The 16158-nt window shown below is 65.9% G+C and carries 17 protein-coding genes; 10 read left to right on the top strand and 7 right to left on the bottom strand.

The window, feature by feature from the left end; all coding sequences use genetic code 11:
- Positions 1–49 precede the first annotated feature (49 nt).
- The 3 genes from AC6IY7_RS12050 to pyrF are packed head-to-tail and all read left to right on the top strand — an operon-like array spanning position 50 to position 1895.
- Complete coding sequence (locus AC6IY7_RS12050) at positions 50–658, top strand: class I SAM-dependent methyltransferase (RefSeq protein ID WP_497779344.1); 609 nt, start codon at positions 50–52, stop codon at positions 656–658.
- 41 nt (positions 659–699) lie between these two features.
- On the top strand, positions 700–1140 hold the full coding sequence (locus tag AC6IY7_RS12045; protein WP_497779343.1) for a GNAT family acetyltransferase: 441 nt from the start codon (positions 700–702) through the stop codon (positions 1138–1140).
- Between the two features lie 26 nt (positions 1141–1166).
- Complete coding sequence (gene pyrF, locus AC6IY7_RS12040) at positions 1167–1895, top strand: orotidine-5'-phosphate decarboxylase (RefSeq protein ID WP_497779341.1); 729 nt, start codon at positions 1167–1169, stop codon at positions 1893–1895.
- 20 nt (positions 1896–1915) lie between these two features.
- Here the strand turns inward: pyrF and AC6IY7_RS12035 are convergent, their stop codons facing one another.
- Complete coding sequence (locus AC6IY7_RS12035; RefSeq protein ID WP_497779340.1) at positions 1916–2533, bottom strand: HAD family hydrolase; 618 nt, start codon at positions 2531–2533, stop codon at positions 1916–1918.
- A 154-nt stretch (positions 2534–2687) separates the two neighbouring features.
- Here AC6IY7_RS12035 and xth point away from each other — a divergent pair, with 154 nt between their 5' ends.
- The 6 genes from xth (at position 2688) to AC6IY7_RS12005 (ending at position 8163) form a co-directional block, all read left to right on the top strand.
- The gene (gene xth, locus AC6IY7_RS12030; RefSeq protein ID WP_497779339.1) at positions 2688–3464 is read left to right on the top strand and encodes an exodeoxyribonuclease III; all 777 of its coding nucleotides are present in this window, start codon (positions 2688–2690) and stop codon (positions 3462–3464) included.
- A 700-nt stretch (positions 3465–4164) separates the two neighbouring features.
- Complete coding sequence (locus AC6IY7_RS12025; protein ID WP_497779337.1) at positions 4165–4632, top strand: DNA polymerase III subunit chi; 468 nt, start codon at positions 4165–4167, stop codon at positions 4630–4632.
- Positions 4614–5324 carry a class I SAM-dependent methyltransferase gene (locus AC6IY7_RS12020; protein WP_497779336.1) on the top strand — a complete coding sequence of 237 codons (711 nt, stop codon included), beginning with the start codon at positions 4614–4616 and terminating at the stop codon, positions 5322–5324. Before AC6IY7_RS12025 ends, AC6IY7_RS12020 begins: the two co-directional genes overlap by 19 nt.
- Positions 5325–5381: 57 nt before the next feature.
- Positions 5382–6455 carry an ABC transporter ATP-binding protein gene (locus tag AC6IY7_RS12015; protein ID WP_497779335.1) on the top strand — a complete coding sequence of 358 codons (1074 nt, stop codon included), beginning with the start codon at positions 5382–5384 and terminating at the stop codon, positions 6453–6455.
- A complete protein-coding gene (locus tag AC6IY7_RS12010; protein WP_497779333.1) occupies positions 6455–7372 on the top strand; it encodes an ABC transporter permease in 918 nt (305 codons plus the stop codon). The genes AC6IY7_RS12015 and AC6IY7_RS12010 overlap by 1 nt, the downstream gene beginning before the upstream one ends.
- Positions 7369–8163, top strand: coding sequence for an ABC transporter permease subunit (locus tag AC6IY7_RS12005; protein WP_497779332.1), 795 nt, complete (start codon positions 7369–7371; stop codon positions 8161–8163). The genes AC6IY7_RS12010 and AC6IY7_RS12005 overlap by 4 nt, the downstream gene beginning before the upstream one ends.
- 12 nt (positions 8164–8175) lie before the next feature.
- Here AC6IY7_RS12005 and AC6IY7_RS12000 read toward each other — a convergent pair whose 3' ends face one another.
- The 6 genes from AC6IY7_RS12000 to AC6IY7_RS11975 all read right to left on the bottom strand — a co-directional run bounded on the left by AC6IY7_RS12000 (position 8176) and on the right by AC6IY7_RS11975 (position 14057).
- A complete protein-coding gene (locus AC6IY7_RS12000) occupies positions 8176–8592 on the bottom strand; it encodes a hypothetical protein (protein WP_497779331.1) in 417 nt (138 codons plus the stop codon).
- 213 nt (positions 8593–8805) lie between these two features.
- Positions 8806–10686, bottom strand: coding sequence for an AsmA family protein (locus AC6IY7_RS11995; protein WP_497779330.1), 1881 nt, complete (start codon positions 10684–10686; stop codon positions 8806–8808).
- 268 nt (positions 10687–10954) lie between these two features.
- Complete coding sequence (gene lexA / locus AC6IY7_RS11990; protein ID WP_497779329.1) at positions 10955–11659, bottom strand: transcriptional repressor LexA; 705 nt, start codon at positions 11657–11659, stop codon at positions 10955–10957.
- Between the two features lie 163 nt (positions 11660–11822).
- Positions 11823–12197: a DUF5615 family PIN-like protein gene (locus AC6IY7_RS11985; protein ID WP_497779328.1), complete on the bottom strand. Its 375-nt coding sequence runs from the start codon at positions 12195–12197 to the stop codon at positions 11823–11825.
- 20 nt (positions 12198–12217) lie between these two features.
- Positions 12218–12871, bottom strand: a complete 654-nt coding sequence (locus tag AC6IY7_RS11980) for a DUF433 domain-containing protein (protein WP_497779327.1) — start codon at positions 12869–12871, stop codon at positions 12218–12220.
- Between the two features lie 187 nt (positions 12872–13058).
- Entirely contained in the window at positions 13059–14057 is a 999-nt protein-coding gene (locus AC6IY7_RS11975) for an LLM class flavin-dependent oxidoreductase (RefSeq protein WP_497779325.1), read from the bottom strand.
- Between the two features lie 378 nt (positions 14058–14435).
- Between AC6IY7_RS11975 and AC6IY7_RS11970 the strand changes: the two genes are divergently transcribed.
- Positions 14436–16151 carry an OFA family MFS transporter gene (locus tag AC6IY7_RS11970; RefSeq protein WP_497779324.1) on the top strand — a complete coding sequence of 572 codons (1716 nt, stop codon included), beginning with the start codon at positions 14436–14438 and terminating at the stop codon, positions 16149–16151.
- Positions 16152–16158 lie beyond the last annotated feature (7 nt).

Here is a 16158-nt window from a genome sequence, read left to right as displayed (position 1 = left end):
TTGTTATACCAAGGTCGCGCCGCCGAAACGATGGAGAGGCAATCCGAGCGTGCTACAAAATCTCGAGCCCCCGAAAAACGCCTTGGCCTATAATGCGCGTTTCATCCGCTCACTGATCGAGAATCCGCGCCTCGTCGGCGCGGTCTCGCCTTCCGGCCCGGTGCTGGCCAAGACCATGGCCAGCTATGTCGACATTTCCGGCGACGCGCCCATCGTCGAGCTGGGGCCGGGCACCGGCCCGGTGACGCAGGCGCTGCTCGAGCGCGGCATTGCGCCGCAGCGCCTCACCCTCGTCGAATATGAGACGAAATTCTGCGACCTGCTGCGCGAGCGCTTTCCGGGCGTGAATGTCGTGCAGGGCGACGCCTATGGGCTGAAGAAGACGCTCGAAGGCAAGATCGACGGGCCGATCGGCTCCATCGTCTCCAGCCTGCCGCTGCTCAACCAGCCGGAGGCCGACCGTTTGCGGCTGCTCGATCAGGCCTTCGAGCTGATGGCCCCGGAGGGCGTGCTCGTCCAATTCACCTATAGCCTGTGGGTCTCGCCCATGCCGTTGAAGCGCCACGCCAATCGCGCGGCCTATACGGGCGAGGGCCTGGCCCCGATCTGGTTGAACCTGCCGCCGGCGCGCGTTTGGGTCTATAAGCGGGCCCGCTGAACAGGACTGTCGAGGCCGCGACCGCCGAGGCGCTTTTCTCGATGGACGCTTTCATGCCGCTGGCCATTCGAAGCGCCTCATCCGAAGACGAGGACGCAGTGATCGCGTTATGGCGCGCCTGCGGCCTCGTCGTCGGCTACAATGATCCGGCCGCCGATTTTCGCTTCGCCCGAGCCAAAACCTCTTCGGACGTTCTGGTCGGCGTCGATCGCTCTGGCCAGATCCGAGCCTCGGTCATGGTCGGACATGATGGTCATCGCGGTTGGCTCTATTATCTGGCCTCGCATCCCGACACGCGCGGCGTCGGCTTCGGACGGGCAATGGCGCTCGCGGCCGAGGCATGGCTCCGCGAACGCGGCGGCGTCAAAACGCAGCTGCTGGTGCGGGAGACCAATACAGGCGTCATCTCGTTCTACGAGCGCCTGGGCTATGAGGTGGCGCCTCGGGTGCTCATGAGCAAATGGCTCGCGCCGCCCGCCTGATTTGGGCCGCCGACAGGAGCGCACGCATGGGCTCAGACGCAAATACCGCGCGCGATCGGCTGATCGTCGCGCTCGACGTGGACAGCGCGGAGGCGGCGCGCGCGCTCGTCGCGCGGCTGGGCGAATCGGTCTCCTTCTACAAGATCGGCATGGAGCTGGCCTATGGCGGCGGCCTGCCGCTGGTCGAGGAGCTGAAGGCCGCCGGCCGCAAGGTCTTCATCGATCTGAAGCTCCATGACATCGGCCAGACGGTCGAGCGCGCGACGCGGCAGATCGCGCGGCTCGGCGCGGATTTCCTCACCATTCACGGTTTTCCACAGACAATGCGCGCCGCTCGCCAGGGCGCGGGCGACAGCGGCCTGCGGCTGCTCGCGGTCACGGTGATGACCTCCTATGACGACGCCGATCTCGTCGAGGCCGGCTATTCGATCGGCGTGGCCGAACTGGTCGCACGGCGCGCGCGCCAAGCGAAGGACGCCGGGATCGACGGGCTGATCCTGTCGCCGCAGGAGGTCGCGCCGATTCGCGCGCTGGTGGGCCCGCAAATGACGCTGGTGACGCCGGGTGTGCGTCCCGCCGGCGCCGCGCTCGGCGATCAAAAGCGCGTCATGACGCCGGGAGAGGCGATCATCGCCGGCGCCGATCATCTCGTCGTCGGCCGCCCGGTGACGCAGGCGCCCGACCCCCGCGCCGCGGCGGAGGGAATCGTCGCGGAAATCGCCGCCGCGCTCGGCGCGAGGCGATGCGAGCCTTAGAGGCTCGCGCTCGCCGCCCCTCACAGCAACGCCATCTCCGTGAGCGCGCGCTCGACCTGCTCCGGGCTCTCGAATCGCGTCGCATGCAGCCCGACCTTGCGGGCGCCTTCGACATTGGCCGGCGAATCGTCGATGAACAGACAGGCCGCCGGATCGAGCCCATAGCTCTCGAGCAATAGGCGATAGATCGCCGGATCGGGCTTCAGCAGCTTCACCCGGCCGGAGACGACAACGCCGGAAAAGCGCCGGAAAAAGCCGAAGCGCTCATAAGTCTCCGCATATTTCTCATCCGAGAAATTGGTGAGCGCATAGAGCGGCGTCGCGCGCTCGGCGAGCCGCTCCAGCAGAGCGACCGTGCCGGCGATGGGTCCGGCGATCATCTCGCTCCAGCGCGCGTCATAGGCGCGGATGAGATCGGCGAAATCGGGATAGAGCGCGACGCGCTCGGCGACCGCCTCGGCGAAGGGCCGACCGCGATCCAATTCGAGATTCCAGTCGAAGGTGCAGATTTCGCCGAGAAAGCGCTCCATGGCCTCGGCGTCGTCGAACAGCTTGCGATAAAGATAGCGCGGATTCCAATCGACGAGCACATTGCCGATGTCGAAGACGACGGTGGTGACGCGAGTTTTCACGAACATTCGGGGGCTCCGGGCGCGCGGGCGCGCAGGTGGGGCCTATAGTGAGGGCTTGTGTCGGCAATGCGATGACGCGCCGCGCCTTCGGCGAGGAACGTTTCATTCCGGCGGCGCCCGCGCTATGACGAGGATCGGTCCATGACCGGAGACCCTCGCCTTGCGCATCGCCACTTGGAACGTCAATTCCGTCCGCCAACGGCTGGAGCCGCTCACCGCCTATCTGCGCGAGGTCGCGCCGGACGTGCTGTGCCTGCAAGAGATCAAATGCGAGGACAAGGCCTTCCCGCGCGCCGAGATCGAGGACCTCGGCTATAATGTCGAGACGCATGGGCAGAAGACGTTCAACGGCGTCGCCATCCTGTCCAAGACGCCGATCGAGGTGGTGCGCGGCCTGCCGAAATTCGAGCATGATCCGCAGGCCCGCTACATAGAGGCCGTGGTCTCGACCGATCGCGGCGCTGTGCGCGTCGCCAGCATCTACCTGCCCAACGGCAATCCGCCGGAGACAGAGAAATACCCCTATAAGCTCGCCTTCATGGACTGCCTCATCGCCCATGCGGAGAGCCTTCTGGCGCTGGAGGAGCCCGTCGTGCTCGCCGGCGACTATAATGTCATTCCGGCGCCCGGCGACGTCTATGACCCCGTCGGCTGGGCCGGCGATGCGCTGTTCCTGCCGCAGACGCGCGCCAAATTCCAGGAGCTGCTCAATCTCGGCTATACGGAGGCGCTACGCGCTTCGACCGACGCGACCGGGCTCTACACATTCTGGGATTATCAGGCGGGCGCCTGGCAGAAGAACAATGGATTGCGCATCGATCATCTGCTGCTCTCGCCGCAGGCCGCCGACCGGCTGCGGAGCGTGACGATCGACAAGGAGCTGCGCGCCGGGGCTAAGCCCTCCGATCATGTGCCGATCAGATGCGATCTGGAATGACGGCCGCCCGAAGAAGCCGCTCCACCCTCCCCTCGAGGGCACGGCTGTCCGGGGAAAGTTTTTCGGTTGTAAGCATGGTGTTAGAGGACTCGCGCAGATTGCATATTCTGCCTTCGAAGCGCTCATCAGTCCTGTTTCGTCCGTGCTACCCGGCCACGACCGCCGACAAGCGAGGGTTGGGAGCCCATCTTTGGTTGAGAACAAGGCATCAAAGACTCGCTTGCGTTGCGCCGAAATTTTCCCCGGACAGCCGTGCCTCGAGGGGGAGGGTCGGCCGGCGCAGCCGGACGGGGTGGGGTGTCCCCGAGACTCGGGACGTCACCGCCACCCGAGCGCCTACGGCGCTCGACCTCCCCCCTCGAGGGCTATCGAATGCACACATCCTCCTCGCCCCCGCGACGTCATGGCCGGGCTTGTCCCGGCCATCCACGCCAGGACGCCGAGGCGTCTCGAAAGTTTGGCGTGACACCGAAGCTCCGGTGGGGCGCCCGCCGTGGGATGAATCCGTCGATAGCGAGCGCTTTCCTTCGGTTTCTCAGCCTCTTGGCGTGGATGGCCGGGACAAGCCCGGCCATGACGGCCGCAGCGTTTCGCGATGTGTGAATCCAATAGCCCCTCGAGTGGGAGGTGAGAGCGCGGACGATCCGATGCGCGCCGGCGTGACGCCTATCACCGCTCACGCAGCATGGAAGCTCACGCCATGACGGACGTCTGGTTCTATCACCTCCAGCGGCTTCCGCTGGAAAGCGCCCTGCCCAAGCTGCTCGAGCTCTCGCTGGCGCGCGACTGGTCCGTCGTGGTGCAGGCGACGAGCGCGCCGCGGCTCGAGGCGCTCGACGATCTGCTCTGGTCCTATTCGGGGGACAGCTTTCTGCCGCACGGCTCGATCAAGGACGACGATCCGGAGAGCCAGCCGATCTTCCTCACGCTCGGGCCCGACAATCCCAATCGCGCCGATGTGCGCTTTTTCGTGGAAAATGCGGAGCTCTCGCCCGTGCTCGCCGATGCGCGGAGCGCGCCGACGCAGCGCGCCATACTGATGTTCGACGGCAATGATGCAGCGGCGGTGGCGGCCGCGCGCGAGCAATGGCGGCGGTTGAAGACGGAGGGGCACACGCTCTCCTACTGGCGCCAGAGCGAGGACGGGAAATGGGAGAAGCAGGCGTGACCGAGGAGTTTTTCGCACGTCGCGCCGCCGCGAGAGCGCGTCTCGACGAAATCGACCCGCATAAGAGGCCGGACGGCGTCGAGGCCGATCCGCAGCGCAAGGACTGGTTCGAGGCGGTCTATCGCCTCGCCGAGGGCGACGCCGCCGGCGTGCCCTGGGCCCATCTCGCGCCGCATCCGCTGCTCGCGGAGTGGCTCGCGGGACGCTCGCTCGAAGGATTGCGCGCGCTCGATATCGGCTGCGGGCTCGGCGACAACGCCGAGGCGCTCGCCGCCGCCGGCGCCCGCGTCACCGCCTTCGATCTCATCGAGGAGGCCGTCGCCTGGGCGAAGCGCCGCTTCCCGCAGAGCGCGGTCGATTATCGCGCCGCCGATCTCTTCGCCCCGCCGCCGGAGTGGCGCGGCGGCTTCGATCTCGTGCATGAATGCTACACGCTGCAGGCGCTGCCCGATTCGCTGCTCGACGAGGCGGCGCAGGCGCTCGCCGCGCTGGTCGCGCCGGGCGGGCTGCTGCTCGTCATCGCCCGCGCCCGCGACGAGGGGCAGGAGGTCGCCGGGCCCCCTTGGCCGCTGCCGCCGAGCCGGATCGCGGCGCTCGCCGCCGGCGGCTTGCGTCCCGAGATGGTCGAGGATATTTCCGCCAGCGACGTCATGGTCCGCCATTGGCGCGCGGCCTTCCGCCGCGACAGCTGACGGGCGATGGCTCCGAGCCTCTGAGGCTCGCTCCTTCGATCGCAGAACGAGAGCGAAATGACCGACGCGCCGCTACTCTCGATCAAAGGCGCGTCCAAGCGCTTCGGCGCGGTCACGGCGCTCGAGGATGTGTCGCTCGAGGTGGGCGCCGGCGAGTTCTTCGCGCTGCTCGGCCCCTCCGGCTGCGGCAAGACCACGCTGATGCGCCTCGTCGCCGGCTTCGAGACGGCGGACGCCGGCCGCGTGGAGATCGAGGGCGCCGATATGAGCGGCGCGCCGCCGCATCGGCGTCCCGTCAATCTGATGTTTCAGTCCTACGCGCTGTTCCCGCATCTCAGCGTGTTCGAGAATATCGCCTTCGGCCTGCGCCGGCAGCGCAAGGGCAAGGCGGCGATCGCCGCGCGCGTCGCCGAGCTGTTGCAGATCGTGCGGCTCGAGGGCGTCGAGACGCGACGACCGGATCAGCTCTCCGGCGGCCAGCGCCAGCGCGTCGCGCTCGCCCGCGCGCTCGCGCCCGGCCCGCGGCTGCTGCTGCTCGACGAGCCCTTGGGCGCGCTCGACCGGCAATTGCGCGAGGAGACGCAGTTCCAGATCAAGGAAATCCAACGCCGGCTGAAGACGAGCTTCGTCGTCGTCACCCATGATCAGGACGAGGCGCTGGTGATGGCCGATCGCATCGCCGTGATGCGCGCCGGGCGCATAGAGCAGATCGGCTCGCCGACGGAGGTCTATGAGCGGCCGGCGACGCGCTTCGTCGCCTCCTTCATCGGGCAGATGAATTTCCTCGAGGGCCGCATGGAGAGCGGCGAATTCACCGGCCCCCTCGGCCGTCTGCCGGCGCGCGACAGCGGCCTCGTCGATGGCGCGAAAGCCGTGCTCGCCGTGCGTCCCGAGCGCGTCGCCATCGCGCCCGCGAGCGAGGGCGGCGCAGGAGTGGACGGCGCAGGCGTCGATGGCGTGGTGGAGGATGTCGCCTTTCGCGGCGAGACGACGCATTTTCGCCTGCGCCTACCCGGCGGCGAGACATTGCGCGTCTCGCGCGGCGCGATTGGCGGCCCGCCCTTCTCCATCGGCGACGCAGCGCGCATTTCCCTTGCGCCCTCGGCCGCGCGCTTCTTTGCGAGCGAATAATGCCGGAGAGCGACAAGAGACGCAGGCTCACGCGCGGCGAGCGGCTCGTCATCGCGGCGCCCTACGCCTGGATCGCGCTCTTCTTCCTCGCGCCTTTCGCGCTCATCGTCAAAATCTCGCTGTCTCATCCGGCGCAGACGCGCCCGCCCTATGAGCCGGTCCTCGATCTCTCGAGCGGCGTCGCGGGCCTTTTCGAAAAGCTCTCGCAGCTCGGCTTCGACGCCTATCGCGGCCTCGTCGAGGATAATCTCTATCTCGATTCCTATCTCTCCTCGCTGACCATCGCCGGCGTCGCGACGCTTCTCTGTCTTTTCGTCGCCTATCCTTTCGCGCTCGCCATCGCGCGCGCGCCGCGGCGATTGCGGCCCATTCTCATCGGCTTTGCTGTCGCGCCCTTCTGGACGAGCTTTCTCATCCGCGTCTACGCCTGGATCACGCTGCTGAAGGATGAGGGGATCATCAATCACGCGCTGATGGCGCTCGGCCTCATCGACGCGCCGCTGCCGATGTTCGCGACGAGTGGCGCGGTCGTCGTCGGCATCGTCTATTCCTATCTGCCCTTCATGCTGCTGCCGCTCTATGCGGCGATCGAGGGGCAAGACCCCGCTCTGCGCGAGGCCGCGGCCGATCTCGGCGCCTCGCCGCCGCAGGTGTTTCTGCGCGTCACCCTGCCTTTGTCGCAGCCGGGGATCATCGCCGGCGCATTGCTCGTCTTCATTCCGGCGGTCGGCGAATTCGTCATTCCCGATCTGCTCGGCGGCTCCGACACTCTGATGATCGGCCGCACTTTATGGAATGATTTCTTCGCCAATCGCGACTGGCCCGCCGCCTCGGCGGCGGCGGTGACGCTGCTCGCCCTGCTGCTCGTCCCCATTCTGCTCTATGAGCGCGCGCAATTGCGCGAGGGCCGCCGATGAGCGCCGCGCGCCTTCTCCGCCTCGCGGCGCTGACCCTCGGCTTCGGCTTTCTCTATGGGCCGATCGTCATACTGGCGACGATGAGCTTCAACGCCTCGCGTCTCGTGACAGTCTGGGGCGGTTTCTCGACCAAATGGTATGCGGCGCTGCTTCACGACGAGCAGATGCTGCGCGCGGCCGAGATCAGCCTCGCCGCGGCGTCGCTCTCCGCGCTCATCGCGACAATCAACGGATTGCTGGCGGCGCTGGCGCTGGCGCGTTTCGGCGGCTTCCGCACGCGCACCTTATTCGCGGGCTCGATCTATGCGCCGCTGGTGATGCCGGAAGTGGTGCTCGGCCTCGGGCTTCTGCTCGTCTTTGTCGCGCTCGGCGTCGAACGCGGCTTTCTCACTCTGGTGCTGGCGCATTCGGCGTTTACGATGTGCTTCGCGACGGTGATGATCCACGCCGCTCTGAAAGGCTGCGACCGCACGCTCGAGGAAGCGGCGATGGACCTAGGCGCGACGCCCTTTCGCGCTTTTGCGCTCGTCACTCTGCCGCTGATCGCGCCGAGCGTCGTCAGCGCCTATCTGCTCGCCTTCATCATTTCGCTCGACGATCTCGTCATCGCGAGCTTCACCACCGGGCCCGGCGCGACGACATTGCCGATGCGCATCTATTCGCAGGTGCGGCTCGGCGTGTCGCCGGAAGTCAACGCCATATCGACGCTGCTGCTCGGCTTCGTGGCCGCGGCGCTCGGCGCCTCGGCGCTGCTGACGCGCGGGCGCGCCAAGGGCGGCGGGGCGGGGTGAAGCGCGCGCCGATCATGCCGGCGCGTTCTTCCTCGCCTTCTCTTGAATGAGATCGAACACGCGCCGCGCGTCGTCGATCAACAGAAATTGCGGCGTCGGATCGAGCGCGGGCGTCATATCCGGCCAGCCTCGATTTCCCCACAAAGGAGCCGGCGCTCCGAAGCGGATCGAGCCGCTCCCATCGACGCGCTCGCTCAAATCGACCTCTGGAAGCCGATCGAGCGAAAGCGCCGTGAATCGGCCGAAAGGCTCCGGTCGCGCGATCAATATGCGCAGATTTGTGATCGCATAGCGCAGATCGCTCCGCAGCCAAGCGTCGAATAGGAAGCGCCCCACGACGAAATAGAGGCCAAAGCAAACGAATAGACCGCCAATCGCCTGGAAGAACCAAGGCGCATTGGCTTGACCAACGGAAATCGTCCAGAACACCGCGAAGCCGCACCAGAACAGGCTGAACGGGATGAGAAAAACGTCGCGGCCGCGCAGCGAGAGGCCATGAGCCGGCCGCCCCGACCAGAGAATGCGCTCGCCGTCGAGCAGACGACCCGAAAAAATTCATCACTCACGCGCTTCCCCCCGAAAATGGACGAAGGATGTCGCGCTTATAGCAGAAATGCGCGGGCGGCGCGCCCGCAGCGCGCTTCACTTCTCCTTCGCCGCGCCGCCTTCCGGCTCGACGCGCGGCAGCAGCGGCGCCGCGGCCCCGCTGCGCTTGATCAGCGCGGCGGCGTCCGGCGCGAAAACAGGATCGTCCCAGGCGCCGGAGAGATCGAAGCCGATCTGCACGCCCTTCTCGCGCGGCTTGCCGGCGGCGTCCGCCTCATTGGCCTGCGCCTTCATCGCGAGGCTGCGCTCGGGAATGCGCGTCTGGCCGGCGAAGGCCAGCGAGAAGCCCGGCCCATGCGCCTGGCCATCCTCTATGTTCGCCGTTCCCTTCACGATCTTGATGGTCGCGCTGGCGCGGTCCACCAATGAATGGCCGGAGCGAATGTCCATCGCGCTCGACAATGGCCGCTTGTCGATGCGGCGCAGCGCGCGCTCGAGATCTATGCCGCCGACCTCGCCCTCCGACAGGGAGAGGCTGGCGCGGCCGTCGAGATCGCGCATGATCTGCGCGACATTGTCGCCTGTCGCGTCGAGCGTGAAGGTCGCGTCCAGCGCGCCGCCGAGATCGGGCCGCGCCGCGAGGTCCCAGGCCAGCGCGCCGGCGTCGACGCCGGTCAATTGCCCATTGCCGTGGAATTCGAGGGCGCCCGCCGCATTGGCGGCGAAAGTGGCGCGGCCTTTCACCGTGCCCTTATAGGCCTGCGCTTCGGCGAGCGCGAGCTCGAGGCGGCCGCCGCGCAGCAGCAGCGACAGCGCGGCGTCTTCCAGGTTCAGCCGCAATATGCGGGCGCGCGTCGCCGAGAGGCGCAGATCGACGTCAGCCTCCTGAATGTCCGGCAGTAGGAAAGCGTCGCGGCTCCATTGGCCGTCCGCGCCGGAGAGCGCCGGCAGATCGGCGATCATCGGCTTCAGCGACACGAAATTGCTGGCGAGAGTCGCATGGACGATCGGCTTGTCGCCCTCGTGGCGCAGCGCGAAGGAGCCCTCGAACTCATTGTCGTCGGCCGAGAGCTTCAGATCGGTGAGCTGGAAATCGCGCAGCCCGACGCTGGCCTTGGCGGAGAGCTGCACATTCTCGAAAGGACCCGGCAGCGGCGCGCTCACCTTGGCGAGGCCGAGCGCATGGCGCAGCGACGGCGAGGAGCCGCTCAGACGCCCCATGTAGCGCGGCTTGGCCCCGAGCTGGCCGAAACCCTCCGCCTCCAGCCGCAAGCTGTCGGAATCGAGCCTCACAGTGACCGGCGTCTGCTCGCCGCGCAACAGCGCGCCGGGCTTGAGCACCCACAGCATGGCGCGCGGACGCTCGCCGCCCCAGGAGAAGGCCGCGTCGAGCGTCGCCGGCGAGCCGACGGTGCGCCAGTCGAGCGTCGCGTCTATGTCCTGGAGCGTCTCCTCGCCGCCGGCATATTTGAGCCGCGCGACGCCGGAGACGATGGAGACGCCGCCGAGCCGCGCGCGGTCCGCTTTTTCGGCCGCGGGCGTCGAAGGCCGCGCCGCCGCAGCGCGCACCGCGGCGCCGGCGGTGGTCATCGGCTTGCGGTCGAGATCGACCTCGATCGAGGGGCGAATCAGCTCGACGTCGGCGATCTCGAGCCGGCCGGCGAGCAATGGCAGGAGCAGCACATTGCCGTGCAGCCGCTCGGCCTCGATGGTGAGCGCGGCGGTCGGATCGGCGAAGGCGATGCTGTCGATGGTGATGTGCGGGCGCGGCAGCAGCGAGAAGGTCGAGCGCCCCTTGGCGGCGATATAGAGCCCGGAAGAGGCGTTGAGCTGGCCGGAAATCTCCTCGAGCAGCGCGCTGGTGGAGAAGGTCCAGGGCGCGAGCGCGGCTCCGAGCGCCACCGCCGCGACGGCGCCGAGCGCCAGCAGCCAGCGGCGCGAGGGGCGCGCGAAATGCAGACGGCGGCCGACGGCCATGGGCTTCGATCCTTCGAGTTCGCGCATTGGGCCGGTCGAGTGCGACATTCCATCGTCCATGCAGAAAGAGGCGGGCGTCCATGCAGAAAGAGGCGGGGCGGCCGCAAGAGCCGCGGGCGACGCAGCGCGCGCCCCTACGCGAGGCGCGATACGCTCGAGACACGCCTTATTCGCTTGTCCGCCGCGCGAAAAGGCCCGCGCGCGAGAAGCGCGCGAGGCCGGGAACATGGCCGCAAAGGGCGGCGAGATCGTGGCGGCGAGCCCGACCTCAGTATTTGCGCAGAAGGCTGACCAGCCGGCCCTGGATGCGTACGCGATCCGGCCCGAAAATGCGCGTCTCATAGGCCGGATTGGCGGCCTCGAGCGCTATTGAAGCGCCGCGCTTGCGCAGGCGCTTCAGCGTCGCCTCCTCCTCGTCGATGAGGGCGACGACGATATCGCCCGTGTCGGCGGTGTCCTGCTTCTTCACCACGACGACGTCGCCGTCGAGAATGCCGGCCTCGATCATCGAATCGCCGCGCACCTCGAGCGCGAAATGCTCGCCGCCGCCGAGCATGTCCGGCGGCAGATTGATGGTGTGGCTGCGGCTCTGCAGCGCGGAGATGGGCGTGCCGGCGGCGATGCGGCCCATGACCGGGATCGCCACCTGCTGATCGGACTCCGGCTCCCCGGCCGGGACCGACCGCATGCGGCCGAGCGCGCCCTCTATGACGGAGGGCGAGAATTTGCCGCCGCGCGCGGCGACGCGGGGGGTCGCCGATTCGGGCAGGCGCAGCACCTCGAGCGCGCGGGCGCGATTGGGCAGACGACGAATGAAGCCGCGCTCCTCGAGCGCGAGAATGAGCCTGTGAATGCCGGATTTGGACCGCAGATCGAGCGCGTCCTTCATCTCGTCGAAGGAGGGCGGCACGCCGGTCTCCTTCAGGCGCTCATGGATGAAGCGCAGCAAATCGCTCTGTTTCTTGGTCAGCATAGGAGAACCCCCGGCGCCGCCCGGCCTGCGGCGCGCTTCCATCTGGCGCGCGCATGATGGCGCGCCTTCATAAACAAATCATGAACAGGAGGATAGGCGTTCTCGGTGCGTTCCGCAAGGGTGGTGTCGCGAGTCCCCGTATCGGCCAAGCGCCAAGGCAAATTCACCGCTTGATCGAGATCGTTCCCGGATAAATCTCGATGAAAACGCGCCTTCCTTCGTGGCCTCGGCTTCGTTGCCATTCGTGCTCGATCACCGACATCGCGTCAACGGCGCGCTGCGCAGCCTTCACGGTTTCACAGGAAAATTTGATAAGGCTCAGATTTATAAATCGCTTTTTGCTGATCCCGTTTTCTTTCGCGAGTTGCTTCATATCGCCGTCGAGGCTCACGAGGATGGCGGCGTTTGCCTCCGCTAATGTGCAAACAAGTGGGTCTGGCGAGCCTCGCGCGCCCGCTTCTCGAAGAAAGATCACATGGTGCCCCGCATCAGAAAAGACGCGCCCGACGCCGTCCGGCACGCATTCGTCGAGGAACAAACGTAGGCAATTCTTCTCTATCACGCGGCCTTGATTTTCGACTTGTAGGAAATTGCAGCTTCTATGTCTTCTCTCATAAGCGTCGGATATTCAGATCGGATCTGCTCGACGGTGTATCCAGCGTCGGCAAAGCTCTTGATCGCTTTCACAGGGACTCGTGTTCCAGCGATTACCGGAGAATTACTAACGACGTGGCGATGCGTCTCCACCATCCCGATCATCGAAGAAGAGCGCTCCGACATTTGCTGCACGTCGCGCTTGGTGTCAGAAACGACTTTTTCGAGCGGTATTCCAATCGCATATTGCCCGCTCACGATCTCTTTTTGCTTCCCGTCGGCAGGGTCCACAAAATTCACTTTCCGCTTGAGAACATACAGAGTTGTTCGAGCCCAAGCGCCATTGTCCATCGCGCACAGCTTTTTTGCCACTTCGCGAAGATGCTGCACAGACACGGAATACTGCTTTGTGAGCACATTCAGCACTCGTAAGGCAGCGATATCCTGAAACGAATAGACGCGACTAAATGGCGCACGCCGATCGGCGGCCGCAAACTGCGGGGAAAACAGTCGCGTCTTATCCCAATAACGGAGTTGGTTCACGGTGATCCCGGTAAGACGGGACGCCTGCTCCTCCGTAAAGGCCGAAACGATCTCATCGTGCGGTTTTTGAGCCATAAAGCACCCTACCGCGTTTAAATAGATCACAAAAGATAGAAATACGACAGCCGAACCATGATCGGGCGCCAGCTAAAGCGCGACATTCACGAGATGTCCAGCGTCCCCTATCATACGTCTCGGAGAACGCGAGTTCGCGCGACGCCTCTCGAAATAGGGTCAAGTCCACACCAAACTCAAATCCCCCTCACTGCGCCGCCGCCGCCTCCACCCCCAGCATCGGCCGCACATGCCGCGCGAAATCCTCGAGCGAGCGCAAATTCTTCTCCGCATCCCGCGAGATCGGCTTCAGCAAGATCGACCGCGCGCCCGTCTCCTCGCGATAGGCGGCGATCTTCTCGGCCACCTCGTCGAAATCGCCGATCAGCGAGCGCTGCAGCAGCCCCTCCTCGGTCAGCGAAGGCGGCGCCGCCCCGTCCTGGCGGGCGAAATTGCCGCGCATGCGCTCGGCGAAGCGGGCGAAGAAGGGAACCGCCTCGGCCAGCGCCTGCTCGCGTCGCGGCGCCGCGAAATAAAAGCGCGCCAGTGTGAAGCGCGGATCGCCCTCCGGCCCGGCCGCCTCGCGATAGATGCGCAGCGTCTCTGTAATCTGCTCGATCGGGAAAGGCGGGCCCGCCATCACGCCGAAGCCATTGCGCGCGGCATAGCGAATCGCCCCCGGAGTCGTCGTGGCGAGATAGGTCGGGATCGGCTTTTGCAACGGGCGCGGCGTGATGCTCAGGCCATTGGCCTCGTAATGCGCGCCGGTGAACGTCACCTTGTCTTCATAGAGCAGGCGGTTGACGAGGCCGAGCGCCTCCAGGGTCATCTCCCGCGCCTGATCTTTGCCGGCGCCGAAATGCCGGTTCTGCAATTCGAATGGGCCGCCGCGCGCCACGCCGAACTCGAACCGCCCCTTGGACAGAAGATCGATCGTCGCGACATCCTCCGCCACCTGGATCGGATTGCGAAAGGCGAGCAGAACCGCGGCCGAGCCGAGCCTTATCGTCGTCGTCACGCCGGCGAGATAGGACAGCAGCGCGAGAATGGAGGGGCAGACGGCGTCCGGCTCGAAATGATGCTCGGCGATCCAGGCCTCCTCGAAGCCGAGCGCCTCCGCATGACGCACGAGGCGCGTCTGCGTCTCGAAGCAGAGCGCGTAATCCTGCTGTGGATTTTCGTAAGTGCAGAAGACGCCGAACCGCATGGCGATGCTCTCGAGATGCGCGCCGCCGCTCGGAGCGCGCGCCGCGCGTGGCTATATACGGCAGTTATATATCGTCATACAGGATATGGACGGCGACGCCCACCCGCAAGCGCAAAATCATTGGCGTTTCGTGCGAATTTTGGTCAGATTGGAGAAGCCTTTGTCCATTCCGTCGGATAGGCGCTAATAGAAGAATCGAATAAAGCGACGGGAAATAGATATTGATCGATGGTCGTCGCTGTGGCGATTTTCCGATAGAGAGAGTTGAAAAAGTCGTCGCCGTCGGCATTGTCGAGGAATGGCGAGCGCCGCTCGGGGGCGGCGCTTCGGTTCGCTCACGACGCCGCCCGCAGGGCGCGCTGGATTTCGGAGGATTTCATGTCGGTAGCCGCCTTGCCATCCCGGCATTTTCTGAGCCGGGAGCGCTCCATCGCAGCGCATGGCTTCAATCGCTGGCTGGTGCCGCCGGCTGCTCTCGCCGTGCATTTGTGCATCGGCATGGCTTACGGCTTCAGCGTGTTCTGGCTGCCGCTGTCGCGCGCCGTCGGCGGCGCCGAGCCCAAGGCCTGCCCGGCGGATATGAGCTTTTTCGCCAGCATCGTCGCGACGAGCTGCGATTGGAAGATCAGCATGCTCGGCTGGACGTTCACGCTGTTCTTCGTCTTTCTCGGCTCCTCGGCCGCCATATTCGGCCATTGGCTGGAGACCGCGGGACCGCGCAAGGCCGGCCTCGCGGCGGCGGTGTGCTGGTGCGGCGGCCTGCTGATCTCGGCGGCCGGCGTCTATCTGCATCAGATCTGGATGCTGTGGCTCGGCTCCGGCGTCATCGGCGGCATAGGGCTCGGCCTCGGCTATATCTCGCCGGTCTCGACGCTCATCAAATGGTTTCCGGACCGGCGCGGCATGGCGACGGGCATGGCGATCATGGGCTTCGGCGGCGGGGCGATGATCGGCGCGCCGCTCGCCGACAAGCTGATGGCCTATTATGCGACGCCCGGCTCCGTCGGCGTGTGGCAGACCTTCGTCACCATGGCGGCGATCTATTTCGTCTTCATGGTGGGCGGCTCGCTCGGCTATCGCGTGCCGCACGACGGCTGGAAGCCGGAGGGCTGGGCGCCCTCGGCGACGGCCGCCAATAAAATGGTGACCAATCGCCATGTCCATTTGAACGTCGCCTGGAAGACTCCGCAATTCTGGCTGCTGTGGGCGGTGTTGACGCTCAATGTCAGCGCCGGCATCGGCGTGCTCGGCATGGCTTCTCCCATGCTGCAGGAAGTGTTCGGCGGCAAGCTCATCGGCCTCGACACCGGCTTTTCCAGCCTCGACGCCGTGCAAAAGGCGAAGATCGCCGCCATCGCCGCCGGCTTCACCGGCCTGCTCAGCCTCTGCAACATCGGCGGGCGTCTGTTCTGGGCCACCTGGTCCGACGTGCTCGGCCGCAAGACGACCTACGCCATCTTCTTCATCCTCGGCTTCTTCCTCTATTCCGCCGCGCCCTGGGCCGCGCATGATGGCAATATCGTGCTCTTCGTGCTGTTCTTCTGCGTGATCCTGTCCATGTATGGCGGCGGCTTCGCGACCATTCCGGCCTATCTCGCGGATATTTTCGGCACGCATTATGTGGGCGCGATTCACGGCCGTCTGCTCACCGCCTGGTCGACGGCGGGCGTGCTCGGTCCGGTGCTGGTCAATTACATTCGCGACTATCAGATCGACCACGGCGTGGCGCGCGACGCGGTCTATAATCAGACCATGTATATTCTCGCCGGCCTGCTCGTGGTCGGGCTCATTTGCGATCTCGCCGTGCGGCCGGTCGCCGAGAAGCTGTTCATGACCGACGAAGACGTCGCCGCCGAGAAAAAGACCACCGTCGCGGCCATCGTGCAGGAGGAAAAAGAGCCGCACGCCGATTTCGAGGATTATGTCGAGGACGGGCAGGCCGCGGAAGCCGCGGCGGCCGAGGCGCGCCGCGCCGCCGCCTTGCAGAATGGCGACTCGCGCATCGTGCTCCTCGCCGCCTGGGCCGCCGTCGGCATACCGCTCGCCTGGGGCGTGTCGATCACGCTGCAGAAGACTTTCGTGCTGTTCCACTGAGCGGGGG

Source organism: Methylosinus sp. is20ea (assembly GCF_059718135.1).
Note: the sequence above shows the minus strand (reverse complement) of the source record. Positions and strands in the feature narration are given on the sequence as shown.

What these genes read in the sequence shown, in the direction of transcription:
- AC6IY7_RS12010 (WP_497779333.1), top strand. Translation starts at nt 6,455, where the DNA reads ATGCCGGAGAGCGACAAGAGACGCAGGCTCACGCGCGGCGAGCGGCTC.
- AC6IY7_RS12045 (WP_497779343.1), top strand. Translation starts at nt 700, where the DNA reads ATGGACGCTTTCATGCCGCTGGCCATTCGAAGCGCCTCATCCGAAGAC.
- AC6IY7_RS11980 (WP_497779327.1), bottom strand. Translation starts at nt 12,871, where the DNA reads ATGGCTCAAAAACCGCACGATGAGATCGTTTCGGCCTTTACGGAGGAG.
- lexA (WP_497779329.1), bottom strand. Translation starts at nt 11,659, where the DNA reads ATGCTGACCAAGAAACAGAGCGATTTGCTGCGCTTCATCCATGAGCGC.
- AC6IY7_RS12025 (WP_497779337.1), top strand. Translation starts at nt 4,165, where the DNA reads ATGACGGACGTCTGGTTCTATCACCTCCAGCGGCTTCCGCTGGAAAGC.
- AC6IY7_RS12035 (WP_497779340.1), bottom strand. Translation starts at nt 2,533, where the DNA reads ATGTTCGTGAAAACTCGCGTCACCACCGTCGTCTTCGACATCGGCAAT.
- AC6IY7_RS12005 (WP_497779332.1), top strand. Translation starts at nt 7,369, where the DNA reads ATGAGCGCCGCGCGCCTTCTCCGCCTCGCGGCGCTGACCCTCGGCTTC.
- AC6IY7_RS12015 (WP_497779335.1), top strand. Translation starts at nt 5,382, where the DNA reads ATGACCGACGCGCCGCTACTCTCGATCAAAGGCGCGTCCAAGCGCTTC.
- pyrF (WP_497779341.1), top strand. Translation starts at nt 1,167, where the DNA reads ATGGGCTCAGACGCAAATACCGCGCGCGATCGGCTGATCGTCGCGCTC.
- AC6IY7_RS12020 (WP_497779336.1), top strand. Translation starts at nt 4,614, where the DNA reads ATGGGAGAAGCAGGCGTGACCGAGGAGTTTTTCGCACGTCGCGCCGCC.
- AC6IY7_RS11970 (WP_497779324.1), top strand. Translation starts at nt 14,436, where the DNA reads ATGTCGGTAGCCGCCTTGCCATCCCGGCATTTTCTGAGCCGGGAGCGC.
- AC6IY7_RS11995 (WP_497779330.1), bottom strand. Translation starts at nt 10,686, where the DNA reads ATGGCCGTCGGCCGCCGTCTGCATTTCGCGCGCCCCTCGCGCCGCTGG.
- AC6IY7_RS11975 (WP_497779325.1), bottom strand. Translation starts at nt 14,057, where the DNA reads ATGCGGTTCGGCGTCTTCTGCACTTACGAAAATCCACAGCAGGATTAC.